Here is a 24,092-nt window from a genome sequence, read left to right as displayed (position 1 = left end):
TCAAGATTCTCGATGTCAAGATATCTGCACCATATGACAGTTTATCTTGACGTCAAGACAAATAATGGTATCCCTTGTCGCCATGACCAAAGATGCCTCTCCTGACCACGTCGACAAAATTCTGGCCCAGTGGGGGCGGGAAAGACCCGAGCTCAACGTTGAGCCGATGGGTATCATTGGCCGGCTTCACCGGCTGACGACCCATCTTGGCCGCGAGATCGAGGCCGTGCTGATGCAACATGGCCTTTCGATTTCAGCTTTCGATGTGATGGCGACGTTGCGGCGCGCAGGAGCGCCCTACCAGCTCTCTCCCGGGGAACTGCTGGCCATGACCATGGTCAGTTCCGGCACGATGACCAACCGCATCGACCAGCTGGAAAAGGCGGGCCTTGTGGAGCGGATCAACAATCCGCAGGACCGGCGCAGCGTGCTGATAGCCCTCACCGACAAGGGCTTTGCCATTGTCGACGAAGCCGTGACGGCGCATGTCGCCAGGCAGAATGAGCTGCTTGCGGGCGTGAGCGAAGCTGACAGACGGGAATTTGACCGGCTGCTGAAGGTGTTTCTATCAGATTTCGAATGAGGCACGCGGCTCTCTGTGCAACGCCTGCCGTCGCCTGTTTATGCCTTAAAAGAGAGTACCCTGATCAACCGGACCGGATGAGGCCGGTTTAGCGGGCTTCTTTTTAGGCGCGGGCGCGGGGCCTTCCGGGGGTGAGGCATCGGCACCACCCGCTACGGCAGACACGCGCCCATCGGCGAACTCCATCGACACCACAGCACCTGATACGACTGCGGCAGCGCGGGTCAGCGGGCGGTTATCCTCATCGCGAATGACCGCATAGCCGCGCTTGAGCACATTCTTGTAGGACAGGGATTGCAGGATGCGATCATGGGCGGCGATGCCGGAACGGTTCTGCGCCATGCGGTGCAGGACCGCGGTATCCGTACGGCGGATGGCGCCGGCAACCCTCTCCTTCTGCCGTTCCAGCTGGCCGAGAAGGCGGGCGGGCAAAGCGCGCAGGGACGAGTCCGACGATGATACGCGCGACTGCGCCTGCAGAAGTCGACGCTCCACCAGACCCTCGGCACGCTGCATACGTTCCTGAATGCGTTGTCGCTGCTGCTTGAGACCGTGCGCCAGAACGTCTGGACGCAGGCCGGATGCGGTGCGCTCAAAGCTGCGGCGCTTGTTGAGCGTGTTCAACTCCAGCCCACGACCGAGGCCGCTGGCTGCCTCATCGAAACGACGGCGTGGAAGAGCCAGCAATTGATCGAGCGAAGGCAGTGCGCGAACCAGCGCCCTTACACCCTGGCGGCGATTATCCATCTGGCGCGACATTGAGCCGGAAAGACGCGCGGAAAGACCGGCAAGCTGGGCTTCCAGATCCGCGCGAACCGGCACGGCCATTTCCGCCGCCCCTGTTGGCGTGGGCGCGCGCACATCGGCGGCATGGTCGATCAGGGTCGTATCGGTCTCGTGACCGACAGCGGATATCAGCGGGATCTGGCTTTCGGCTGCGGCCCGAACGACAATCTCGTCGTTAAAGCTCCAGAGATCCTCCAGACTTCCGCCGCCGCGCGCCACGATCAGCACGTCAGGACGCGGAATCTCGCCGCCGGCTTCAAGCGCGTTGAAGCCTCTGATGGCATTCGCCACCTCTTCGCCCGAGCCCTCGCCCTGTACCTTGACCGGCCAAACGAGCACATGCACCGGGAAACGATCGGAAATGCGGTGGAGAATATCCCGGATGACAGCCCCTGTGGGTGAGGTGACGACGCCGATGACCCTTGGCATGTAAGGCAGTCGGCGCTTGCGGGCCTGATCGAACAGGCCTTCCGCCGCCAGCTTGCGGCGGCGCTCTTCCAGCAACGCCATCAGCGCGCCTGCACCGGCGGGCTCCAGGCTTTCAATCACGATCTGGTATTTGGACGAGCCTGGGAAGGTGGTGATCTTGCCGGTCGCGATCACTTCCATGCCCTCTTCAGGGCGGAATTTCAGCTTGGAAAAGCTGCCTTTCCAGATAACGGCATCGATACGGGCACGGTCGTCCTTCAACGAGAAATAGGCATGTCCCGATGTGTGCTGCCCCCGATAACCGGAGATTTCCCCGCGCACCCGCACCTGATCGAAGGCGGTCTCGACTGTCCGCTTGATGGAACCGGACAGTTCCGACACGGAAAATTCGGCAAGATTGGTGAGGGGCTGGCTGAAAATATCGCTCATGCCCGTTTCTACCCTATGGTCCGTGATTTGCAACTCGCGCCGATAACACTGAGTTGACAATTTTTGGTCGAATGAATTTCACAAAATTGCAACAATCTGATACTGTCCATCGTTGAGAGTGCATGCCTTGGAGGAGAATAAGGGTTTTTGGGGATGACGATGCCTTTCCTCAAGCCCTCAGGAGGAGGAGCGGCATCATGGTATTTTTTCTAGGAATCTCGCTCGGCGTTGCCGCGCTGGCTTTACGGTCCATGTCAGCGCTGGCGCTGATTGGTGTTACGATTACAGGCATATTTGCAGTTTCGGCAATGGTTTCGGCATCGGGAGTGCCGGTCCTGTCGCTTCTCATCGCACTTGCCGGTTATAATCTCGGGATTGCCGGTGGCTTTGCTGCCATGCTAGCGGTGATGAGGCTAAAACTGGTCTGAACGAGGATATTGCATCTTCGCGGCCCTGACTGGCCAGCTTGCCTTACCGCGAGGATGATCCCGTTTGAAAGCTATTAACCCGCTTTTTCTTTTCTGCGCGTTGACTGCGCTGGATGGAGCGCTCTCCTACGTTTTCATTGCACATTATGGTTTTGGGGCAGTGCTTGCGAGAACCCTGAGTGCTGCGCTTTCCTACGCAGCGCTTGCGACTGCCCTATTCTATCTTGGTCGGCCAAGTTCAATATCACTTTTTTCTGCGCTTGCTGTCAGCTTCATCAGCCTTGCCGTGAGCCTGGCGGTGTCCAGCCTCATCATCATCAGAAATCCAGCCGTTCACTGGCCGATCGCCTTTGTTGCGGGCGCTATCGCCAGTCTGGCCTTTGCCGCATTCGGATATGCCCGAGCGGCAAAGGCCATGGGTTCCGGGACTTGAGAGGGTGGGCTAGACCTTCTCCCAGCCGTCCTGCTCGGCTGCGCGGTAGATGGCATCGATGAACCGCTGGCTGTTCCTGGAGCTTTCCAGGGTAACGACCTCCCCGCCCTTTCCGCTGGCCGCTGCGGCAAAAGCTTCGATTTCCCGCCGATACTGGCGGCTGTCCTGAAAGCGGAAAATCTGTGACTGGCCGTGATCCTGACTGGTCAGTTCCACCTCTTCTGCGCCCCAGCGGTCTGCGTTGAACGGGGACTTCACTTCGATATAGCCCTTCGTTCCGTGCAGCACCATCAACTGACGCCCGGCAAGCTGCGTAGAAATATAGAAGCTGAGTTCGAAGTCGCCAAAGTCTGCCCTGACGCTGGCATAGATATCGGTGCCGAAATCCGGATCGCGCTCCACCGTTGCCTGAACGCGCTGCGGTTCCTTGCCCGTGGCAAACCGGGTTGTAATGGTCGGGTAGACGCCGATATCCGGCAGCGCGCCGCCTCCGAGTTCCGGAATATTGCGCATGTTGGAAGGGTCGCGGTTGAAATAGGTGAAGGCACCCTGCACGTGCTTCAACGTGCCGATGGCACCGGAGGCAAGAAGTTCGCGGACCTTCAGCCACACCGGCGCATAGGTGACCATATAGGCTTCCGATACCAGCACCTTGTTGCGATCTCTGGCCTCTATCAAACCGTCGATCTCATCAGCCTTGAGCGCGATTGGCTTTTCGCACAGGACGTGCTTGCCCGCATTGGCGGCCTTGATCGACCACTCCACATGCTTCGACGTCGGCAGCGGAATATAGACCGCGTCGATTGCATCGGAAGCCAGCATCTCCTCGTAGGAACCGAAGGCATGGGGAACGGAGAACCGGTCGGCAAGCGCCCGCGCCTTTGCCAGATCGCGGCTGGCGATGGCGGTGACAACGGCATTTTCCGCGTCCTGAATGGCCGGAATAACGAGTTCGCGGCCAATCTTTGCCGTCGACAGAATACCAAAACGTAACATGCCTATCTCCCATTGTAGCGGCGGGCACCTTACCATGCCTGAGATGGCTGGCAATGGGCACAAAGCCGCTCATGTGCTGACTACACCGTGGCTGGATATGTCCCATACTCGGCAGGCTCGTGTCTTTCGCCTTCCAACCAAATGCTAAAAACTGTATCCATTGAAATCAGGAGATACAGAAAATGTCCCATTCGAACACGGCACTGCTGGTGATAGATGCGCAGGAATCCTTCCGTCACGCGCCCTATTTCGATGAGAAGACCCTGCCAGCCTATCTTTCTGCCCAGCAGAAACTGATCGATGGCGCCAAAGCGGCTCAGATACCGGTCGTTCAGATCTTTCATGTCGACGGCGACCGCGCCTTTGGCGAAGACAGCGGCTTTATCCGGGCCATCGAGGGGCTCGCAATCGATCCCAGTGTAACCTTTCGCAAGAACCGCCATTCGGCCTTCGTCGGCACGGGGCTTGACGTGTGGTTGACCAGCCACGGGATCAACCGGCTCATCGTCTCCGGCATCAGGACAGAACAGTGCTGCGAAACCACCACGCGGCAGGGCTCCGATATGGGTTACAGCGTCGATTTCGTAACCGAGGCAACGCTGACCTTTCCCATGACCCACGCGTCCGGAAAAGTCTTTTCCGCAGAGGATATCGCAACCCGCACGGAACTGGTGCTGGCGGGTCGTTTTGCGCGCATCGTAACCGTCGATGAAGCATTGAAGACGCTGGAGAACGCCGGATGACAGATGTGAGCGACGCCTTGCGCGACAGGATCATTCCAGTCTTCGTGGTCTTGCCGCCAAGGACGTTGCTGATGGATGTCGCAGGGCCGGTGGAGGTGCTGCGCTATGCCAACGAGTTTCAGGATGAGGTCCGGTTCGACCTCACCTATCTCTCGGTCGGCGAGACGCAGACAACGACCATCGGACTGTCGCTGTCTGGTCTGACACCCCTGCCTGACGCCTTGCCTGCCAATGCCATGGTCATGATATGCGGAGGGGCACTTGCGGAGCGCGGGGATGCAGAGCCTGCGCGGGAACGACGGCTGCTTGCCGAATGGCTGCGGCGCGTTGCCCGTGATGACATGACGCTCGTTTCCATCTGTTCCGGTGCCCTGATCGCCGCGCAGGCAGGCCTGTTCGATGGTTACCAGTGCACCACGCATACCGACTGCATTTCGCAACTGCGCAGATTGTCTCCGCTGGCCGACGTGCGCGACAACCGGTTGTTCGTGGAGGATCGCAAACGATTTTCCAGCGCTGGAATCTCGACAGGCATCGACCTGCTGCTGCACATCGTATCGGGGCTGACCAGCCCTGCAACTGCCGCCCATATCGCACAGACCATGGTCATCTATATCAGGCGGGCTGCCAAGGACCCGCAGATTTCACCATGGCTTTCAGGCCGCAACCATATTCACCCCTCGGTCCACAAAGCGCAGGATGCCATCGTGGCCGATCCTTCCGCAGAATGGTCTCTGGAACGGCTTGCCCGCGTTGCGGGATTGAGCGAGCGCCATCTTTCACGGCTGTTCAAGGACCATGCAGGTGTCAGCGTCGTTGATTATATCAACCTGATGCGCGTCAATCTCGCCCGGGACATTCTCACCAATTCCCGGCTCGACATGGAAGCCGTGGCAGAACGGTGCGGCTTTGCCTCTGCCCGCCACATGCGGCGTGTGTGGCAGCAGCATCATGCACAGCCGCCAAGTTCCTATCGAACCCTTTCCTCCTGAATGTCGTTTCCATCACGCAGGCGTCGGCTCGACATCACGTAAATTCAATGGTTATGCCGTCCCGCGCTTGCTACTGCTGATATCCAACGGAACAACAAAGGGAGTACTGCCCGTGGAGAAACGCGCGCTTGGCCGAACCGGCCTTTCCATCGCCCCAATCGTTTTTGGCGGAAACGTCTTTGGCTGGACTGCGGATGAAAACACTTCCTTCCAGCTGCTGGACGCGTTCTTCGATTCCGGCTTCAACACCATCGATACCGCCGATGTCTATTCGGCCTGGGTGCCAGGCCACGAAGGTGGCGAGTCGGAAACCATTATCGGCAAATGGCTTAGGCGCGGCAGCGTTTCGCGTGACAAGGCGATCATCGTTTCCAAGGTCGGATATGACAAGGGACTGAAAGCCCAGCGGATTGCCGATGCGGTCGATGCTTCGCTAAGACGCCTGCAGACCGATTATATCGACCTCTATCTTGCCCACAAGCCGGACCCGGAAACGCCAATCGAGGAAACGCTTGGTGCCTTCACGAAGCTGAAGGAACAGGGCAAGGTGCGCGCCATCGGCTGCTCCAACTACGATGCGCCGGAATTGAAGGCGGCACTGGATGCTTCCGAAGCTACCGGACTTGCCCGCTTTGATGTGGTGCAGCCCGAATACAATCTCTACACCCGCGAAAGATTTGAAGGTCCGCTTGCCGAGTTAACGGCAAAGGAGGACATCGGCGTCATCAATTACTACAGCCTGGCCGCCGGGTTCCTCACCGGTAAATACCGCAGCAAGGCAGACACCGAGGGCGTGGCGCGATCCTACCGCGTTGGAGATTATGTCAATGCACGTGGCTTGGCCATTCTTGGCGTGATGGACACGATTGCGGCAGAGACCGGCGCGAAGCTTGCCGATATTGCGCTGGCATGGCTGCTGGCGAAGAAGTCCGTGACGGCACCTATTGCGAGCGCAACCAGCCTTTCCCAGCTTGAGAGCTTCAAGCGGGCTGTGGATTTGAAACTGACGGACGACATGGTGACCCTTCTGGACAAGGCTGGCGCATAATGGATTTGAGCATTCGCGATGCCCGCAGCGACGACCAGGACGCATGGTTGAAGCTGTGGAATGATTATCTGGCATTCTATAACGTCGATCTGGCCGAGGATGTGACCGCCCACACATGGGCGCGCATCATCGACCCGGCATCCCGTGTCAGCGCGCGTCTGGCAATACAGGATGGAAACGTCGTTGGCTTTGCCATCCACCATTTCCACGACTCGACCTGGGTCAAGACGCCGGATTGCTATCTGGAAGACCTGTTCATCGACGCCAACATCCGTGGCCGGGGCATTGGCCGCGCCCTCATCGACGATCTGATTTCCATCTGCCGGGAAAAGGGGTGGTCGCGTCTTTACTGGCATACGAACGAGGACAATGAGCGGGCGCGAAAGCTCTATGACAGCTATGTTTCCAGCGATGGCCACATCCGATACAGAATCAAGTTCTGACCTCAGGACTTGACGCGGAAAAAATCCACGAAAGCCCTCAACGCCGGTCGCATCTGCCGGCGTGAGGGGTAATAGATGTAGAAGCCATCGAATGGTGCGCACCAGTCCTTGAGCACCTGCACCAGACGCCCGGCCTTCACATCCTCTTCGATGCCCTGTTCGAACACGAAGGCAAGTCCGGCACCATCCAGTGCTGCGGCACGAATGAGGCTTTGATCGGACAGGACCAGCGGGCCCTGTACATCGACAACCAACGGCTTGCCATCCTTCTCCAGTTCCCAGCGATAGATCAGGCCACTGGAGAAACGCCGTCTGATACAGCGATGTTGCATCAGATCGCGTGGGTGCTGTGGTGCCGGGTTTGTTTCGAAATAAAGAGGCGAACCGACGATGGCGCCGCGCCAGTTTCCGCTGGCGCGCACGGCAATCATATCCGCCTCCAGATTTTCACCCAGCCGCAAACCGGCATCGAAGCCCTTGGCGACAATATCTTCGAAACGATCATCCGTGGAAATCTCAAGTGCTATGTCCGGATAGCGGCTGAGAAAGGCACCGAGCTTGGGCATGATGACATCCTGCGCGGCCAGGCGCGGCATGGTGATGCGCAAAGGACCTGCGGGGCGCCCGCCATGCTCTGCCAGTGCACCGATGACGGCATCGATATCGGCCAGCGCCGGCGCCAGCGTTTCGAGGAGGCGCCTGCCTTCCTGTGTGGGAGAGACGCTGCGGGTTGTGCGGTGAAGCAGCCGCAGACCAAGGCTGAGTTCTAAGGCAGAGATGGCATGACTGACGGCAGAGGGCGCAATGCCCAGCTCTGCCGCTGCCTTTCGGAAGCTCAGACTTTCAGCCACAGTGGCGAGGACGGCGAGTTGGGAGAGTTGCACACGGTTCATTGTTCTAAATGATAGAACAAGCCAACACGAAAGCCAGCGATTATTTTTGCCGTCTTGAAGGCGTATCCTGTTTGTACGCCCCATGACGGGCAGACCCTTTCTGGAAGGACATAGAGATGCAGAACAGAATTCTTGGAAACCAGCTTTCGGTCTCCGCCATCGGGCTTGGATGCATGGGCATGAGCCATGCCTACAGCCCGGCTGTAGATGAAGCCGGCTCCATCGCCACGCTTCATCGGGCAGTGGAACTTGGCGTGACCTTCTTCGATACGGCGGAAGTCTATGGCCCCTACGCCAACGAGACCCTTGTCGGCAAAGGCCTGAAGCCCTACCGCGACAAGGTGACTATCGCCACCAAATTTGGCTTCAAGATCGATGCGACCAAACCATCCGGCCAGATGATGGTGGGCACCGACAGCAGGCCGGAAAACGTCCGCGCCGTGGCCGAGGCCTCGCTGAAACGTCTTGACGTCGACGTCATCGACCTCTTCTACCAGCATCGTGTCGACCCAAACGTGCCGATTGAAGAGACGATTGGCGCCATGGCCGATCTGGTCAAGGCAGGCAAGATCCGGCATCTCGGCCTTTCAGAAGCCAATACGGCGACGATCCGCAAGGCGCACGCAACGCACCCGATCACGGCACTGCAGAGCGAATATTCACTCTGGACCCGCGATGTCGAGACCAACGGCGTGCTCGACACCTGCCGCGAACTCGGCATCGGTTTCGTGCCCTTCAGCCCGCTCGGCCGGGGCGTTTTGACCGGTGCGCTGAAGAAGCTCGACGGCCTCTCCGACACCGACTTCCGCCGCTCCCTGCCCCGCTTCCAGGCAGAGAATTTCGATGCGAACCTGGCACTCGTTACTCTGCTGGAAGACATGGCGGCTGAAAAGGGCGTAACCGCAGGCCAGTTGGCGCTGGCATGGGTGCTGGCGCAGGGTGACTTCATCGTCCCCATTCCCGGCACCACGAAAATCGCCAATCTGGAAAAGAACGTGGCGGCAGCGGATGTCACGCTCAGCGCCGATGAAGCCGCAAAGCTCGGTGAACTCTTGTCTCCGACCAAGGTCGCTGGCGGGCGCTATCCCGAGCAGATGGCGGCAATGGCGAACCGTTAAAAAGCAAAGGCCGGGGAAGCATTTTCCCCGGCCTTTTCAGTTCAAGCACGATCGTTAAAAATCAGGCGCGCAGCACGCCGCCTGTCGACTTCTCGACATTGCCGACGATCTTTGCCGTCAGCGCTTCGAAGTCTTCATCCGTCAGCGTCTTGTCGACCGGCTGGATCTGGACTTCGATGGCGATGGACTTCTTGTTCTCGCCGACGGATGCGCCTTCGAAGACGTCGAAGACATTGACGCCGGTGACGAGTTTGCGGTCGGCGCTGGTTGCGGCCTTGATGATGGCACCCGCCTCAACCGTACGATCGACCACGAAGGCAAAGTCTCGCTTGACCGCCTGGAAGGGCGACAGTTCAAGCGCGGGCTTGGTGCGGGTCGCCTTCTTCTTCGGCTCCGGCATGGCATCGAGATAGATTTCGAAACCGGCATAGACGCCCGAGACATCCAGTTCGGACAGCGTCTTCGGGTGGAATTCACCGAAATAACCGAGAATGACCTTCGGACCCATCTTGATCGTGCCGGAACGGCCGGGGTGATACCAGCCCGGAGCACCCGCTTCGATCTGCACATTGCTCATCGGCAGGCCACAGGCTTCGATGACAGCCAGCGCATCCGCCTTGGCATCATACACATCAACAGGCTTGCCGCCGCCCTTGGCCGCGTTGGACCACATGCGACCGGAACCGGCAATGGATGCCGTGCCACGACGCACGCCGCCTGCGACGCGACGCTGGCCTTCCGGCGTATCACCTTCATAGGTGCCGGAGACTTCGAAGATCGCGACATCGCCATGGCCCTTGTCGGCATTGCGCTGTGCGGCGGCCAGCAGGCCGGGCAAGAGCGAGGGGCGCATATCCGACATGTCGGCTGCGATGGGGTTGGCAAGCTTGAGCGCGGGCGTGCCGCCACCGAAAAGCTTTGCCTGTGCTTCCGGGATGAACGACCATGTTACTGCTTCCAGCATACCGCGCGAGGCAAGCGAACGCTTGGCCGTACGCGTGCGGATCTGCAGAGTCGTCAGGATGCGGCCATTGACGGCACCAAAGCTTTCCAGCGGCTCGGGCTTGATGTTATCGACGCCATGAATGCGCATGACCTCTTCCACCAGATCGGCCTTGCCATCCACATCAGGACGCCAGGAGGGAACCGAGACGCTGACGCGCTCGCCCGAACCTTCGACGCCGAAGCCGAGGCCCTTGAGAATGTCCAGCGTTTCCTGCGCCGATACATCCAGACCCGTCAGGCGCTTGACTTCGGAGAGCGGGAAATCGATCCACTTGGGCTCGAAGCCCTTGTAACCGACAACCTTCGCTTCAGCTGCCGTGCCGCCACACAGTTCGAGCACCAGCTCCGTCGTGCGCTCCAGACCTGGCACCATATATTCGGGATCAACGCCGCGTTCGAAGCGGTAACGGGCATCGGTGATGATGCCGAGCGAGCGACCGGTCTTGGCGATGTTGATCGGGTCCCAGAGCGCCGACTCGATCAGCACATCCGTGGTGTTTTCATCGCAGCCGGAATGTTCGCCACCCATGACGCCGCCGATGGATTCGATGCCGTTATCATCGGCGATGACGACGTTGGCGGAACCGAGCTTGTATTCGCGCTGATCCAGCGCAAGAATGGTTTCGCCTTCCTTGGCGCGGCGAACCACGAGATTGCCCTTTACCTTGGCCGCATCGAAGACGTGCATGGGGCGGCCCTGATCGAAGGTCATGTAGTTGGTGATATCGACCAGCGCATTGATCGGGCGAAGACCGATCGCGAGAAGACGCTGCTGCATCCATTTCGGGCTTGGGCCGTTCTTGACGCCGCGTACGAGACGCAAGCTAAAGCCGGGGCAGAGTGCGGCGTCATCAAGATCTAGCGTCACATCGACGGTCGTCTGACCTTCGACCTTGAAGCCCGGTGCGGGCTTTGTCTTCAATGTGCCGAGACCCGACGCTGCAAGATCGCGGGCAATGCCGTAGATCGAGGTGCAATCCGGGCGGTTCGGCGTGAGGTTGATTTCGATGACGGGATCATCGAGACCCGCATAGTTCGCAAAGGAAGTACCAACAGGCGCATCGTCAGGCAGATCGATAATACCATCATGGCTATCGGACATGTTGAGCTCTTTTTCCGAGCACATCATGCCATGGCTTTCGACACCGCGGATCTTGCCGACAGCAAGCGTCACATCGAGCCCGGGAACGTAGACGCCGGGACGAGCGAGAGCGCCGACGAGACCGGCACGCGCATTGGGCGCGCCGCAGACAATCTGCACCGGCTTGCCGTCCCCGGCATCGACGCTGAGCACCTTGAGGCGGTCCGCTTCGGGGTGCTTTTCAGCCGTCAGGATCTTGGCGATGACGAAGGGCTTGTAGGCGGCCTTGTCGTCAACGTCCTCGACTTCAAGACCGATGGCGGTGAGGCGTTCGCAAATCTGTTCGAGAGACGCATCGGTTTCCAGATGCTCTTTCAGCCAGGAGAGTGTGAATTTCATGTGTGTCTGTCCTTAACGGTATGTGTCTCTTCTGGACTGGCTATCTTGGGCAATGACTTCAAAGAACGGTCTGGCAATCATGCGGCTTGCTGTGGCGCCTTGGCGCCTGGAGCTTTCCAGCCAAGAAGCATGGACTTGACGGAAACGCCATCGTCCATGTCAGGCCACCAGACGCCGGAAAATTGCATCTCGACATTCGCACGCTGTATCGGTGTTGCATTGTTCAGAAATGGGTACCACCAAAGAGGCGCGCGAATTTGCCTACCGTCTGCCAGCGCCACATAGACGAAATGGTCGTCGCACTCGGCGGCAACAGGCGACATTTCCTCGGTTTCAAATTCCAAAGAACTCATTCCATTTCTCCATCCAGTCGTTGCGGCTTTCGTTTATCTTCGCCAGAAATTCCGCCACTTCGCGGCTATTATACCCGTGATTATAGGCGATTTCCATGTTGATGAGCCAGACTTTGGCAGACAGCTTGTCCTTGACGATATGGACATGGGGCGGCTCTGCTCCGTCAGAGGAGTAGAACCGGAATTTGTACCCATGCCAGATCAGTAAGGTCGGCATGACTTATGCGCTCAAGCCACCAAACAGGGTCGGCATGTCGAGCGGGCGGAAGCCGTAATGGGTCATCCAGCGCACATCCGCATTAAAGAAGTCACGCAGGTCGGGCATGCCGTATTTCAGCATGGCGATGCGGTCGAGACCCATGCCCCAGGCAAAGCCCTGATATTCGTCGGGGTCGAGACCACCGGCGCGCAGGACATTGGGGTGGACCATGCCGCAGCCGAGGATTTCCATCCAGTCCTTGCCTTCGCCGAACTTGACGATGGGACCGGAGCGATCGCACTGGATATCCACTTCGAAAGACGGTTCTGTGAAGGGGAAGAAGGACGGGCGGAAGCGCATCACGACGCTGTCGACCTCGAAGAAGGTCTTGCAGAACTCTTCCAGCACCCAGCGCAGATTGCCCACATTCGACTTCTTGTCGATGACGAGGCCTTCGACCTGATGGAACATGGGCGAGTGGGTTGCGTCCGAGTCCTGGCGATAGGTCTTGCCGGGAATGACGATGCGGATCGGCGGCTTCTGGGCTTCCATGGTGCGGACCTGCACCGGCGATGTGTGCGTGCGCAAAACCTTGCGCTCACCGTTCTCGTCCGGCTGGAAGAAGAAGGTATCGTGCATCTCGCGGGCGGGGTGGCCTTCGGGGAAGTTCAAGGCAGTGAAGTTATAATAGTCGGTTTCGATATCCGGGCCTTCCGCGATGGAGAAGCCCATATCGGCGAAGATGGCGGTAATCTCATCAACGATCTGGCTGATCGGATGGATGCGGCCGCGCTCGGCAGGCGACTGGCGCACCGGCAGGCTGACATCAAGCGTTTCCGCCAGGAGACGCGCGGAAATGGCCGCGTCCTTCAGTTCCGCTTTGCGAGCGGTAATGAGGTCGGTCACTTCGTTCTTGAGCTGGTTGATGGCGGCGCCGCGCGTCTGGCGTTCCTCCGGCGTCATGGAACCCAGGGTTTTCAGGAGTTCGGAGACCGAACCCTTTTTACCCATTGCCGACACGCGCACAGCTTCGATAGACGCTTCATCCGCGGCGGCGGCGATGTCCGACATCAATTGCGATTTCAAAGTATCCAGTTCGGTCATATTTTCCTGCCTCGCCGGGCTTATGCCTGCGGCTTCGGGTTCACAGCATTCTTCAGATAATCGGTCGCCTTGATAAAGCGTCGCAGATCACTACCCATCTGCACTCGCCCAATCAACCGTGCCAAAGGCAAAAAGCGGCCTAAAACATGTACCAGCCGGCGCAATTCCGCGATTGCCGCATCCGGCGCACGCGATGCCCAGGCCTCGTAGGCCGCATCAAGCGATGGCGTCCCTTTGATCGCCCTTTGCGAAAGCGGTAAAAACAGCAGCCAGAGATCGCGCGCCTGCGCGGTTTCCAGCGGCATGACGGCTTGTGGCGTCTCTTCGAAATCCATGAAACCGAGCCGTCCGTCACGCATATAGAAGTCCCGCACATGCGGGCGCCCGTGACACAGGCCGGCTGAATGGAGGTCGCCAAGTCCGGCCGCCACACCGATGAGCAATTCGTCATGCGCATCCACGTCGGTCGTCTGCAACCGATCCAGTTGCTGGGCGATGGTCAGGCCGACGTCTTCGAGAACGACAGCCGTTGTCGATGAATAGACGATTTGCGGCACGGGAAAGCCCCGCGCTTCAAACAGCCGCATCGTATCCACCTCCCGGCGCATCATGCCTGCGGGGTCGAGCACGGGAGACGGGCGCATGAAGGAATAGGGCAGAAACTTCGACAGAAAGGACTGCGCCTTTGGTCCCCAGGACGGCTTCTCCGTTCCCTGCCGCTTGATCCAGACAGATCCGGTAGAGAGGCTGATTTTCTGTATGCGGCGCTTGCTATTGAGCAGGGCATACATCAGCGCTGTTACATCTTCGTCTTCGAGATGCACCTCGAAGCCCTGTGCTTTTTCATCTGCACTGGCTGCCAACATGATCGCCACACCTTTGCGGATCGTCGCACCCGCCTATTGTTCCACGCAAAGGAACCCGACAATAACAAAACCCGCACCGGTGGCCCGGCGCGGGTTTCAAATGAACAACAATCTGTCCGCGCCGTAATTACTTTACAGCGGCTTCAAACTCATTGGCGGTGCCTGCGTCCTTGAGGTACTCAAGAGCCTTCTTTGCAGCAGTGACGAGAGCGCCGAATGCAGCAGGCTCATGGATAGCCATGTCGGACAGAACCTTACGGTCAACCTCAATGCCAGCCTTGTTCAGGCCGTCGATGAAGCGGCCATAGGTCAGGCCAGATTCGCGAACGGCAGCATTGATACGCTGGATCCAGAGCGCGCGGAAGTTGCGCTTGTTGACCTTGCGGTCGCGGTAAGCGTACTGCTTGGAACGATCCACAGCAGCCTTTGCTGCGCGGATGGTGTTCTTGCGACGGCCGTAGAAGCCCTTGGCTGCCTTGAGTGTCTTGGTGTGCTTGGCGCGGGAAGTTACGCCACGTTTTACGCGTGCCATGTCATGATCTCCTTAAAAGTGTCCAAAAATGCGGAAGAGTCTTAGAGACCGTTCGGCAGGTAGTTCTTGACGACTTTCTTGCCGTCAGCTTCGGCCAGAACCATGGTTCCGCGCGCGTCGCGAATGAACTTGTTGGAACGCTTGATCATGCCGTGGCGCTTGCCGGCAGCGGCTGCGAGAACCTTGCCAGTGCCAGTGATCTTGAACCGCTTTTTAGCGGCGGACTTCGTCTTCATCTTGGGCATTTTGCTACTCCATTATTTGTATCGAAAGACAGGCAGACGAAGCCTGCTTTCAAGCTATTCTGGAACGGACACGGCATGCCCTGCCGGACCGTTCGGACGCGCTCCTATAACCGCGTTCACGGCAAAGAGCAACGGGGAATGAGAAATTCCCCTGCCACTTCGGCAAAACGCCTGCCCTGCAGACGTTTCTGGACTTACTTCGGCGCCAGAACCATCATCATCTGACGTCCTTCGAGCTTTGGCTCGGCTTCAACCTTGGCAATTGCCAGGGTGTCTTCCTTGACCTGCAGAAGAAGCTTCATGCCGAGTTCCTGGTGGGCCATTTCGCGGCCACGGAACTTCAGCGTTACCTTCACCTTGTCGCCTTCGTCAAAGAAACGGTTCATCGCCTTCATCTTCACCTCATAGTCATGGGTGTCGATGTTGGGGCGCATCTTGATTTCCTTGACCTCAACGATCTTCTGCTTCTTGCGCGCTTCGGCCGCCTTTTTCTGGGTCGAGTACTTCAGCTTGCCAAGATCAAGAATTTTGCAGACCGGCGGTTCCGCGTTCGGCGAAATCTCAACCAGATCAAGCCCGGCATCTTCTGCCATCTTCAAAGCCTGGTCCGTCGGCATGACGCCAAGGTTCTGGCCTTCTTCATCAATCAGCTGAATCTTGGGAATTCGAATTTCCCTGTTGGAGCGCGGGCCCTCTTTGACGGGGGCATCGGCTTTGAACGGTCTGCGAATGGTCGTATTCTCCTGATCTGTTTCGGGATCGCGTCGGCAAAAACAGCTTGTCGGTGCAAATGGCGGAAATGTCGTGAATGCCGCCGCGAAGTCAATAGCACGTCCGCGCAAAAAAATCACCTCCTGTCGTGCTTTTTAAGAATCTGCGCTACAGGGAGAGTAAAAAGCAGGAGAATTGGGCACCGATGACTGAAGATATGGTTGAATATATTACCGTTGGCAGCGCGCAGGATGCGCGCGACATCGCCATCCTCGCCCGCAAGGCCGCAACACAGGACGACGCCCCTGCACTCGTGTGGCTGGGCGGCTATCGTTCCGACATGACGGGCACCAAGGCTGTCGAACTGGACCGTTACGCAAAAGAGGCAGGACTTGCCTGCATTCGCCTCGACTATTCCGGCCACGGCGCTTCCGGGGGTGACTTCAACAAGGGAACCATCTCGCGCTGGCTGGAAGAAACCATCGCCGTCCTGCGCCACAAGGGTGCAAAGCGCATCATTGTCGTCGGCTCCTCGATGGGCGGCTGGATTGCGCTGCGGCTGATTCAGGAACTTCGAAAGGATCCAGACGGTACCGAGGTCGCCGGCCTGCTGCTGATCGCCCCTGCCCCGGACTTTACGGCAGAACTGATCGAACCCAACCTTTCCGACGAGGAAAAGGCATCGCTCGCTGAGCGCGGCTATTTCGAAGAGCCCTCGGAATACAGCACCGAGCCCAACATCTTTACCCGCGACCTCATTGAAGACGGGCGTAACAATCGCGTCCTCACGGGCATCATCGAAACGGGCTGCCCCGTCCACATCCTGCAGGGGATGCGCGACGAGGACGTACCCTATACCCATGCGCTGAAACTGCTCGACCACCTTCCGGCAGACGACATCGTGCTCAGCCTTATCCGCGATGGAGACCACCGATTGTCGCGTCCACAGGATATAGAGCGGATGCTGGCTGCCGCCCAATCCCTTGTTTTCTCGGCAAAACCGCAACGATCTTAACCATATTATTCATCTTGCATTCATGAATGATGAGTTCCGATTGACTCCCGCCCCTAACCTTTTTAACTTTTCGTTAAGATTTTAAGGGACGGGTTTCATGATGAATGCATCACGGGCGCGGGCGCTGCTTCTGGCAGTTGCGACCGGAATAATGTCTGCGGCCTCTGCGCAGGCAGACAACATCGGCAGCCTGTCCATGGTCACAGGTGGCATTACGTCCCAGCCAATCGGCCATTATGAGTTCTGCCAGAAATACATGGACGAGTGCGATATTCGCAGCAAGCTGACCCCGCCGCCCCGCGTGACGGAGTTCGGCTGGCAGGTCATTCGCGACGTCAACAAGGAAGTGAACGCCTCCATCGTCGCGATGACCGATCTGGAAGTCTATGGCAAGGACGAGGTCTGGGAATATCCCAAGACCGCCGGAGACTGTGAAGACTTCGTGCTTCTGAAGCGTCGCAAGCTGATGGAACGCGGCTTTGCGGTTTCGGACCTTCTGATTACGGTCGTGCGCAAGCCGGATGGCGAGGGCCATGCCGTGCTGACAGTGCGTACCAATAATGGCGACTTCATTCTGGACAACCTGTCCGACGATGTGAAGCTGTGGACGGACACCAACTACACCTATCTCAAGCGTCAGGCGTCCTTCAACACCGGCCGCTGGGTCTCGATTGAAGACGGTCGCGACGTTCTGGTCGGCGCTCTGCGCTAAGCCCCACAGATTTGCGGCCAGGGGCCGCCAATCATTTCGCCAGCAAGCCTGATGCCATGAGCTGAAATACCTCTGCGGCCTTTACAAAGGCCGCCTTGGGATCCTCAGCGGCGGCGATCCAGAGAGCGGCGTTCAGCACGGCGCCGTTCAGCAACCACGTTGCAGCCCTTGCATCGACTTGGGCCAGCGTGCCGTCATCCACCAGCGACTGAACCGTTTTTTCGATACGTTGCAGGCAGGCGGTCTGACTTGGCCACTGCGCCGGATCGCCCAAAACAGCCGGACCATCCAGAAGCATGATGCGCTGGATTTCGGGCTCCAGAGCCATTTCAATATAGGCGAGACTTTCGGCAATCAGGCCGTCCCATGGGGTTTTTGCTGCCTGCTGGACAAGATGCATTCTTGCCAGCATTTCCGCATCGATCTGATCGATCACGGCCCTGAGCAATCCCTTCTTGTCGCCGAAATTATGGTAGAGCGCGCCGCGCGTCAGGCCTGCCTCAGCTGTGAGATCATCCATGGATGAGGCCGCATAGCCCTTTGTTGCAAAGGACGTTCGCGCCGCAGCAACAAGCTTGGCACGCGTTTCCTCCACCATCTGCGACCGCGTTCTTGCCATGGGGCAGCCCTTCTGATTTTCACATACGTCGCGTATGCTATTGACATACGCGACGTATGTCTATTATCTGAACATACGGGCCGTATATCAGTTTCCATGACCGCCCGTAAAGCAATGAAACATCGGCGAACCACCCGCCCGCATCTGCGGTTTGCGGGAAGGGTATCGCTGTGCATCGATCTGGAGATCACGATGACCAAACGCGAAGCAATTTTCCCGCCCAACCGTCATGCACTTTATGAAAAGCATGGCTATTCCGCCGCGATCCGCTCAGGCGATCTGCTGTTTGTTTCCGGTCAGGTGGGCAGCCGCGACGATGGCTCAGCCGAACCTGACTATGCGAAACAGGTGCAGCTTGCCTTCAACAATCTGAAGGCAGTGCTGGCGGCTGCCGGTGCATCCTTCGATGATATTATCGACGTGACGACCTTCCATACCGATCCGGAACAGCAGTTCGAGACCTTCATGGGTATCAAGGAACAGGCTTTTTCGGAAAAGCCCTATCCGAGCTGGACGGCGGTCGGCGTCAACTGGCTTGCCGGTTTCGACTTCGAAATCAAGGTCATCGCACGGCTTCCCGACGCCGGATAATTGGCAGCACCGTGACTGTCAGCCGCTGCCGATGAGAATGCCCGCCGCAAGAACCAGTGAACCGCCCAGCACCACCTGAAAGACGGCGCGCAAAAACGGCGTCTCCATGTAGCGGTTCTGGATGAAGGCGATGGCCCAGAGTTCCAGAAAGACGATAACGGCGGCAACGGCGGTTGCCGTCCAGAAATGCGAGATGAGATAGGGCAGCGTATGTCCCAGACCGCCGATGGTGGTCATGATGCCCGATGCCAGCCCCCGCTTCAACGGTGAGCCGCGACCCGACAGCTTGCCGTCATCATGGGCAGCTTCCGTAAAGCCCATGGAAATGCCCGCACCGACGGATGCGGACAGGCCGATGAGAAAGGTCTGCCATGTATCCTGCGTGGCGAAGGCGGCGGCGAATATCGGGGCCAGCGTCGAGACCGAACCGTCCATCAAACCGGCCAGACCGGGCTGAACATAGGTGAGCAGGAATTGACGCTTTTCGGTTTCACCCTCCTCAGCTATTGCATCCTCGGGCAGGTGCTTGTCACCCAGCATGGCGGCCACATCCTCATGTCCGCGTTCCGCCTCGGCAAGATCACCCAGCAGCTTGCGCGTGGAGGCATCGGTGACGTGTTTTATCGCCTCGTCGTAAAAGCGGATGGCCTGCGCTTCCATCCGTTCCGCCTCTTCGCGAATTGTTTCGAGCGGTAGATTCTTGACGAGCCAATCCGGCTTGCGCTCGTAAAAGCCACGAACATGCTCGCGCCGGATAAGCGGAATGACCTCGCCAAACCGCGCCCTGTGCTGCTCGATCAGCATATTGCGGTGGGCCTGCTCGACCTCAGCCATATCATCGAAAATGCGTGCCGACTGGGGATATTGCGCTTTGAGATGCGCCGCGTAGGACCGGTAAATGCGCGCATCATCCTCCTCGGAGGAGATGGCAAGGGCGAGTATTTCCTGCTCGCTCAACGAGGAAAAGGGGCGCTTGGAGAGGGAAACGAGGCTGCGAAACATGGGATCACCTATTTAGAATAATTCTAAATAATACGAATGCGGGGATTTCACAAGCCTGTTTAGAACCATTCTAATTCTAGCCCGACAATGTTAAAAGGTCGCATTGTGAATTGGTGGTGGCGGGCAGATAGTGCAGGCCTTGCCGAAGGGATATCCATGACCGAAGAAATCACCGCGCGCGCCGCTCCCCATGCCGAAAGCCAGAGGCAGGCGCAGATTTCCATGGCGCAAATGGGCGTGGATTCCGCCTTTATCGACCGGCTGGTCGAGACCTTCTATGGGCGTATTCAACAGCACGAAACACTCGGCCCCGTCTTTGAAAGACGTCTTGCCGGGCGATGGGCCGACCATATGGAGAAGATGAAGGGTTTCTGGTCCGCAATCGCCTTCAAGACGGGCGCTTATGGCGGCAAGCCGGTTCAGGCCCATTACGGCATGGACGGTTTGAGCGAGGCCCTGTTTGCGCAGTGGCTGGAGCTGTTTTCGCAAACGCTGCGCGATATCGCGCCCAACCGTGAAACCCATGACTGGTTCATGGCAACCGCCGAGCGCATCGCACGCAGCCTGATGCTGTCGCTGTTCTACAATCCCGCCCTTGATGACCCGGCCCGCAAACGGTGACGCGGCAACGATTGCGTTCATTAGAAAACGGGCATTCTTGACGCAATATGACCAAGTTTATCTTGAAGGCTAAAGGCGGACATGATTAGTAGTTCGCGGGAGGCGTACCAGGCGGTTCGCCTTATAGTCTTCATTCAGGGCAGAATCGAAATGGATCGCAGATCATTCATCCGCAATGCAGGCGCCGCAGGCGCTGGCATTACCGCAACAGCACTTGCCGCACCGGCCATCGCCCAGGAAAATCCAAAGATAACCTGGCGCATGACTTCTTCCTTTACCAAGGGTCTCGACATTCTGTTTGGCGCTGGCCAGATCGTTGCCGACCACGTCAAGGAAGCGTCCGGCGGCAACTTCACCATCCAGCATTTTGCCGGCGGTGAAATCGTGCCGGCCCTGCAGGCCGCGGATGCCGTGACATCGGGCACGGTCGAAATGGCCCATACCTGCTCCTATTACTATGTCGGGAAAGATCCGACCTTCGCTCTGGGTACCTCCGTTCCCTTCGGCCTCAATGCGCGCCAGACCAATGCATGGTTCAACCAGGCGGGCGGTAACGAGCTGCTCAACGAATTTCTGGCCAAGCACAACATCTATTCCATCCTGCTCGGCAACACCGGCGCCCAGATGGGCGGCTGGTTCCGCAAGGAAATCAACACCATTGATGACCTGAAGGGTCTGAAGATGCGCATTGCCGGCCTGACCGGCCAGGTCATGCAGAAGGTTGGCATCACGCCACAGCAGATCGCAGGCGGCGACGTCTATGCGGCGCTGGAAAAGGGCACAATCGATGCGACGGAATTCGTTGGCCCCTATGACGACCAGAAGCTTGGCTTCTACAAGGTTGCGAAATATTACTACTATCCCGCATGGTGGGAAGGTGGCCCGGCCTGCCACGCCTTCGTCAATCTCGAGAAGTACAACAGCCTGCCGGAAAACTACAAGCGCATCCTGAAGGATGCCTGTGCTGCCGGAAGCGCCTCCATGCTGGAGCGTTACGATGCGCGCAACCCGAAGGCCCTGAAGGAACTGGTGGCACAGGGCGCGATCCTGCGTCCGTTCAGCCAGGAAATTCTTGATGTCTGCCACAAGGCGGCGCTCGAAACCTATGCGGAAATCTCTGCGGTCAACGAGAACTTCAAGAAGATCTATGAAAGCCAGCAGGCCTTCAAGAAGGATGCCTATCTCTGGGCGCAGATCTCCGAATATACCTATGACACCTACATGATGATCCAGCAGCGCAACGGCAATCTGTAATCATCCAAGTCCAAAGCATCGAGGGGCCGTCCGACTATGCCGGACGGCCTTTTCTGTCTGTGGACACAAGCTTCCAGACCTCCCGCTCGCGCCATGCCAGCGGGCTCATGCCGGTAATGCGGCGGAACTCACGATTGAAGTTGGACTTCGTCTGGAAGCCGCTTTCGAGCATGATGGATGTCACCGATTGCTCCGTCTCTTCCAGCAGGCGGCAGGCATCCTTCACCCGCAACTGGTTGATATATTGCGAGACATTGCCGCCGGTCGCCCGATTGATGGCCTGCGAGATCTGCCGGCTGGGCAGAGACAGCTTGCGGGCAAGTCGCGTCAGATTGAGGTTCTCATCCCTGTAGACGTGCTGCCGTGCCATCAGCTCCTCCAGACGCACCATGATCTCGTGATCCTCCGCAGTCGGACCTGATGGCGGCGGCTCCGCCTCGGTCACACCGCGCGATGTCTCGGGCTTGCTGTCTCCTGCGACCCATGCCGTCAGGCCGATCATGAGAAGGCCGAGCAGGTTGCCATTGCTGATGATGATGCCTGCATTGGCACCCCTCGCCCATTGAAAATCCAGGAGGACGACGACATCGAAGACGGCGGAAAAACAAAGTGCGGCGGCAGCGATGTAAAGCGCGCGGTGCACCGATGTAACGCTGGCAAATTGCGCTTCATCCAGGCCGTCCGGTCCACGCCGCCCCAGCAGAACAATGGCGATGGCATAGCCCACGAAGAGCGCGATCAGGACCAGATCAATAGCGACCGGAAAGACGGCCAAGGTAACAGCAACGACCAGCGGCGGCAGCGTAAGGCTCGCAATATTTGCTGCACGTTTCATCTCCCAGCCGCTGATCAGGCTGCGGAAACTGGCATAGGCCAGGGGTGGCAACAGCGACGCCATGAGCGGGAGGGCGAATTTCAACTGCTCGATGCCATAGCCCCAGCGAAGGCCAACGAGTGCCGATTGGGTTGCGCTGAGAGCGAGCAGCAGAAGAAAGGGGTGATTGGCCCTGCCTTCGCCTTTCGCTCTCAGGACCGACAGAAGAAGCAGAAACAGAAGCAGTGCGACGACGATTGGCAGGGGTAGGAAAATCACGGCGGACAACCTGAAACGAAAGGATCATGCTTTTCCATGGACCAGATCGCGTTGGTGCACGACCTGAAACATGTTTGAGGGCGTGAAAAACAGGGGTTCGATCAAAATGGGATACGTTGTTTCAACCCATGAGGGCCACCATGCGTTTCCTTCTCTCTACCACCCTTCTCCTGTCGGCGCTGGCTTTGCAACCCGCTCTGGCAAGCGAGCCTGTCGGCACAGGCGACATCGCCGTCCCCTCACCCGCCCGTGCCAAGAATTTGGCCGTCACGCTCTGGTATCCGTCCGATGGCAAGGGCGAACCGGTGAAGGTCGGCGATAACAGGATTTTTGAAGGCGCCGCAGCCTTCAGGAACGCAGCCATTCAACCCGGAAAACTGCCTGTCGTGATCATGTCGCACGGCTCCGGCTCTCGCGGCATCGCCATGTCCTGGATTGCGCAGGAACTGGCCGAAGCAGGCTTCCTCGTCGTGGCGCCCGATCACCCCGGCACGACCAGCGGCGATTCCACCCCTGCAGACACACCCAGTATCTGGGAGCGTACGGATGATATCTCGACCATCATAAGCTCGCTCTCATCTGATGCGGAATGGTCGAAATCCGTCGATGCCGACAGGATCGGCGTACTCGGCTTCTCACTGGGTGGTAGCACGGCAATGGAGCTTGCGGGTGCGCGGGCCAATCTGGATGCCTATGTCCAGTATTGCGTGGATTATGCGCAATCGATGGATTGCACATGGTTCTCCGGCGGGCGTGGCTTTAAGGACGGCGCAGCAATCAGCGTGCCGAAATTTGATCTGCGCAGTGTGGACAGAGCGCGTTTCGAACAGTCCAACCACGATGGGCGCATCCGCAGTGCCGTTCTGGTCGATCCCGGACTGGAAGTCGCTTTCACGAGAGACAGCCTCAACACCATCGATATCCCCCTGACCTTCATCAATCTGGGCAGCCAAGGCAAGATCCCTGTTTCCGTTCTGTCCGATCAACTGGCCAAGGATGTGCCTGGCGCAACCTATGCACAGGTTGATGACGCGGATCATTTCAGCTTCCTGCCGGTCTGCAAGCCGGAGGCGGACGCGTTTCTGAAGTCTGTGGGAGAGATCGATCCGATCTGCGTTCCGACTGGCCGCGACCGGGCTGACATTCACCGGCAGCTGGCGGAACTGATCGTAAATGCTTTTAAAGAAACTCTGAAAATTAACAAATGAGCTTCGGCAAGACGATTACAACAACAGTCCATGATGAGGCCGGCACAGAATGTCGGCCTCAACCTGTAAAGCTACACCCCTAAAATTAATGGATTTTTCAAACCTTGGCTGCACAAGTTCAGGGACGACGATCTCACCAGAAAACAGAGACGTTGGTTCAA

General features: G+C 58.2%; 28 protein-coding genes. 14 read left to right on the top strand and 14 right to left on the bottom strand.

Features of this window, described 5'->3' with window-relative positions; translation table 11 throughout:
• The first annotated feature begins 82 nt into the window (after positions 1-82).
• The gene (locus tag QRN85_RS23025; protein WP_284760309.1) at positions 83-583 is read left to right on the top strand and encodes a MarR family winged helix-turn-helix transcriptional regulator; all 501 of its coding nucleotides are present in this window, start codon (positions 83-85) and stop codon (positions 581-583) included.
• Positions 584-628: 45 nt separating this feature from the next.
• Here QRN85_RS23025 and xseA read toward each other — a convergent pair whose 3' ends face one another.
• Positions 629-2,227 carry an exodeoxyribonuclease VII large subunit gene (gene xseA, locus QRN85_RS23020; RefSeq protein ID WP_284760260.1) on the bottom strand — a complete coding sequence of 533 codons (1,599 nt, stop codon included), beginning with the start codon at positions 2,225-2,227 and terminating at the stop codon, positions 629-631.
• Between the two features lie 197 nt (positions 2,228-2,424).
• On the opposite strand from xseA, the gene QRN85_RS23015 reads away from it, so the two are divergent.
• Positions 2,425-2,655, top strand: a complete 231-nt coding sequence (locus QRN85_RS23015) for a hypothetical protein (protein ID WP_284760259.1) — start codon at positions 2,425-2,427, stop codon at positions 2,653-2,655.
• 64 nt (positions 2,656-2,719) lie between these two features.
• Positions 2,720-3,088: a hypothetical protein gene (locus tag QRN85_RS23010; protein WP_284760257.1), complete on the top strand. Its 369-nt coding sequence runs from the start codon at positions 2,720-2,722 to the stop codon at positions 3,086-3,088.
• Between the two features lie 9 nt (positions 3,089-3,097).
• Here QRN85_RS23010 and QRN85_RS23005 read toward each other — a convergent pair whose 3' ends face one another.
• A complete protein-coding gene (locus tag QRN85_RS23005) occupies positions 3,098-4,084 on the bottom strand; it encodes a Gfo/Idh/MocA family protein (RefSeq protein ID WP_284760256.1) in 987 nt (328 codons plus the stop codon).
• Positions 4,085-4,266: 182 nt separating this feature from the next.
• Between QRN85_RS23005 and QRN85_RS23000 the strand changes: the two genes are divergently transcribed.
• The 4 genes from QRN85_RS23000 to QRN85_RS22985 all read left to right on the top strand — a co-directional run bounded on the left by QRN85_RS23000 (position 4,267) and on the right by QRN85_RS22985 (position 7,310).
• Positions 4,267-4,827 carry an isochorismatase family protein gene (locus QRN85_RS23000; protein ID WP_284760255.1) on the top strand — a complete coding sequence of 187 codons (561 nt, stop codon included), beginning with the start codon at positions 4,267-4,269 and terminating at the stop codon, positions 4,825-4,827.
• Entirely contained in the window at positions 4,824-5,819 is a 996-nt protein-coding gene (locus QRN85_RS22995) for a GlxA family transcriptional regulator (RefSeq protein ID WP_284760254.1), read from the top strand. The genes QRN85_RS23000 and QRN85_RS22995 overlap by 4 nt, the downstream gene beginning before the upstream one ends.
• A gap of 112 nt (positions 5,820-5,931) precedes the next feature.
• Positions 5,932-6,867, top strand: coding sequence for an aldo/keto reductase (locus QRN85_RS22990; RefSeq protein ID WP_284760253.1), 936 nt, complete (start codon positions 5,932-5,934; stop codon positions 6,865-6,867).
• Positions 6,867-7,310, top strand: a complete 444-nt coding sequence (locus QRN85_RS22985; RefSeq protein ID WP_113098446.1) for a GNAT family N-acetyltransferase — start codon at positions 6,867-6,869, stop codon at positions 7,308-7,310. The genes QRN85_RS22990 and QRN85_RS22985 overlap by 1 nt, the downstream gene beginning before the upstream one ends.
• Positions 7,311-7,312: 2 nt before the next feature.
• Here QRN85_RS22985 and QRN85_RS22980 read toward each other — a convergent pair whose 3' ends face one another.
• Complete coding sequence (locus QRN85_RS22980; protein ID WP_284760251.1) at positions 7,313-8,203, bottom strand: LysR family transcriptional regulator; 891 nt, start codon at positions 8,201-8,203, stop codon at positions 7,313-7,315.
• Positions 8,204-8,319: 116 nt separating this feature from the next.
• Here QRN85_RS22980 and QRN85_RS22975 point away from each other — a divergent pair, with 116 nt between their 5' ends.
• Positions 8,320-9,321: an aldo/keto reductase gene (locus QRN85_RS22975; protein WP_284760250.1), complete on the top strand. Its 1,002-nt coding sequence runs from the start codon at positions 8,320-8,322 to the stop codon at positions 9,319-9,321.
• Positions 9,322-9,382: 61 nt separating this feature from the next.
• Here QRN85_RS22975 and pheT read toward each other — a convergent pair whose 3' ends face one another.
• The 8 genes from pheT to infC all read right to left on the bottom strand — a co-directional run bounded on the left by pheT (position 9,383) and on the right by infC (position 15,836).
• Positions 9,383-11,806, bottom strand: coding sequence for a phenylalanine--tRNA ligase subunit beta (pheT, locus tag QRN85_RS22970; RefSeq protein WP_284760248.1), 2,424 nt, complete (start codon positions 11,804-11,806; stop codon positions 9,383-9,385).
• 77 nt (positions 11,807-11,883) lie between these two features.
• Positions 11,884-12,159 carry a DUF2442 domain-containing protein gene (locus QRN85_RS22965; protein WP_284760247.1) on the bottom strand — a complete coding sequence of 92 codons (276 nt, stop codon included), beginning with the start codon at positions 12,157-12,159 and terminating at the stop codon, positions 11,884-11,886.
• Positions 12,140-12,376 (bottom strand): DUF4160 domain-containing protein, encoded by a 237-nt coding sequence (locus QRN85_RS22960; RefSeq protein WP_113170366.1) that lies wholly within the window; start codon positions 12,374-12,376, stop codon positions 12,140-12,142. The genes QRN85_RS22965 and QRN85_RS22960 overlap by 20 nt, the downstream gene beginning before the upstream one ends.
• Positions 12,377-12,379: 3 nt before the next feature.
• Positions 12,380-13,462 carry a phenylalanine--tRNA ligase subunit alpha gene (pheS, locus tag QRN85_RS22955; protein ID WP_062587584.1) on the bottom strand — a complete coding sequence of 361 codons (1,083 nt, stop codon included), beginning with the start codon at positions 13,460-13,462 and terminating at the stop codon, positions 12,380-12,382.
• A 20-nt stretch (positions 13,463-13,482) separates the two neighbouring features.
• On the bottom strand, positions 13,483-14,328 hold the full coding sequence (locus QRN85_RS22950) for a lipopolysaccharide kinase InaA family protein (RefSeq protein WP_112963361.1): 846 nt from the start codon (positions 14,326-14,328) through the stop codon (positions 13,483-13,485).
• A 127-nt stretch (positions 14,329-14,455) separates the two neighbouring features.
• Positions 14,456-14,860, bottom strand: a complete 405-nt coding sequence (gene rplT / locus QRN85_RS22945) for a 50S ribosomal protein L20 (RefSeq protein ID WP_062587582.1) — start codon at positions 14,858-14,860, stop codon at positions 14,456-14,458.
• Between the two features lie 41 nt (positions 14,861-14,901).
• Positions 14,902-15,105, bottom strand: coding sequence for a 50S ribosomal protein L35 (rpmI, locus tag QRN85_RS22940; protein ID WP_027674722.1), 204 nt, complete (start codon positions 15,103-15,105; stop codon positions 14,902-14,904).
• 194 nt (positions 15,106-15,299) lie between these two features.
• Entirely contained in the window at positions 15,300-15,836 is a 537-nt protein-coding gene (gene infC / locus QRN85_RS22935; protein WP_062587745.1) for a translation initiation factor IF-3, read from the bottom strand.
• A 185-nt stretch (positions 15,837-16,021) separates the two neighbouring features.
• Between infC and QRN85_RS22930 the strand changes: the two genes are divergently transcribed.
• Positions 16,022-16,831 carry an alpha/beta hydrolase gene (locus QRN85_RS22930; protein ID WP_113170369.1) on the top strand — a complete coding sequence of 270 codons (810 nt, stop codon included), beginning with the start codon at positions 16,022-16,024 and terminating at the stop codon, positions 16,829-16,831.
• A gap of 97 nt (positions 16,832-16,928) precedes the next feature.
• Positions 16,929-17,543 (top strand): transglutaminase-like cysteine peptidase, encoded by a 615-nt coding sequence (locus QRN85_RS22925; RefSeq protein WP_062587579.1) that lies wholly within the window; start codon positions 16,929-16,931, stop codon positions 17,541-17,543.
• Between the two features lie 31 nt (positions 17,544-17,574).
• Here QRN85_RS22925 and QRN85_RS22920 read toward each other — a convergent pair whose 3' ends face one another.
• Complete coding sequence (locus QRN85_RS22920) at positions 17,575-18,162, bottom strand: TetR/AcrR family transcriptional regulator (RefSeq protein WP_284760242.1); 588 nt, start codon at positions 18,160-18,162, stop codon at positions 17,575-17,577.
• 192 nt (positions 18,163-18,354) lie between these two features.
• On the opposite strand from QRN85_RS22920, the gene QRN85_RS22915 reads away from it, so the two are divergent.
• A complete protein-coding gene (locus tag QRN85_RS22915) occupies positions 18,355-18,753 on the top strand; it encodes a RidA family protein (RefSeq protein WP_062587575.1) in 399 nt (132 codons plus the stop codon).
• A gap of 18 nt (positions 18,754-18,771) precedes the next feature.
• On the opposite strand, the gene mbfA is transcribed toward QRN85_RS22915, so the two are convergent.
• A complete protein-coding gene (mbfA, locus tag QRN85_RS22910) occupies positions 18,772-19,755 on the bottom strand; it encodes an iron exporter MbfA (protein WP_284760241.1) in 984 nt (327 codons plus the stop codon).
• A 156-nt stretch (positions 19,756-19,911) separates the two neighbouring features.
• On the opposite strand from mbfA, the gene QRN85_RS22905 reads away from it, so the two are divergent.
• Positions 19,912-20,376, top strand: a complete 465-nt coding sequence (locus tag QRN85_RS22905; protein WP_284760240.1) for a group III truncated hemoglobin — start codon at positions 19,912-19,914, stop codon at positions 20,374-20,376.
• Positions 20,377-20,526: 150 nt separating this feature from the next.
• Complete coding sequence (locus tag QRN85_RS22900; protein WP_284760239.1) at positions 20,527-21,630, top strand: TRAP transporter substrate-binding protein; 1,104 nt, start codon at positions 20,527-20,529, stop codon at positions 21,628-21,630.
• 34 nt (positions 21,631-21,664) lie between these two features.
• Here QRN85_RS22900 and QRN85_RS22895 read toward each other — a convergent pair whose 3' ends face one another.
• Positions 21,665-22,723 (bottom strand): helix-turn-helix domain-containing protein, encoded by a 1,059-nt coding sequence (locus QRN85_RS22895; protein WP_284760238.1) that lies wholly within the window; start codon positions 22,721-22,723, stop codon positions 21,665-21,667.
• Between the two features lie 140 nt (positions 22,724-22,863).
• On the opposite strand from QRN85_RS22895, the gene QRN85_RS22890 reads away from it, so the two are divergent.
• On the top strand, positions 22,864-23,931 hold the full coding sequence (locus tag QRN85_RS22890; RefSeq protein WP_284760237.1) for an alpha/beta hydrolase family protein: 1,068 nt from the start codon (positions 22,864-22,866) through the stop codon (positions 23,929-23,931).
• Positions 23,932-24,092 lie beyond the last annotated feature (161 nt).

The organism is Agrobacterium sp. fls2-241-TYG-188a (assembly GCF_030209845.1).
This window is presented reverse-complemented; position numbering and strand designations above follow the sequence as displayed.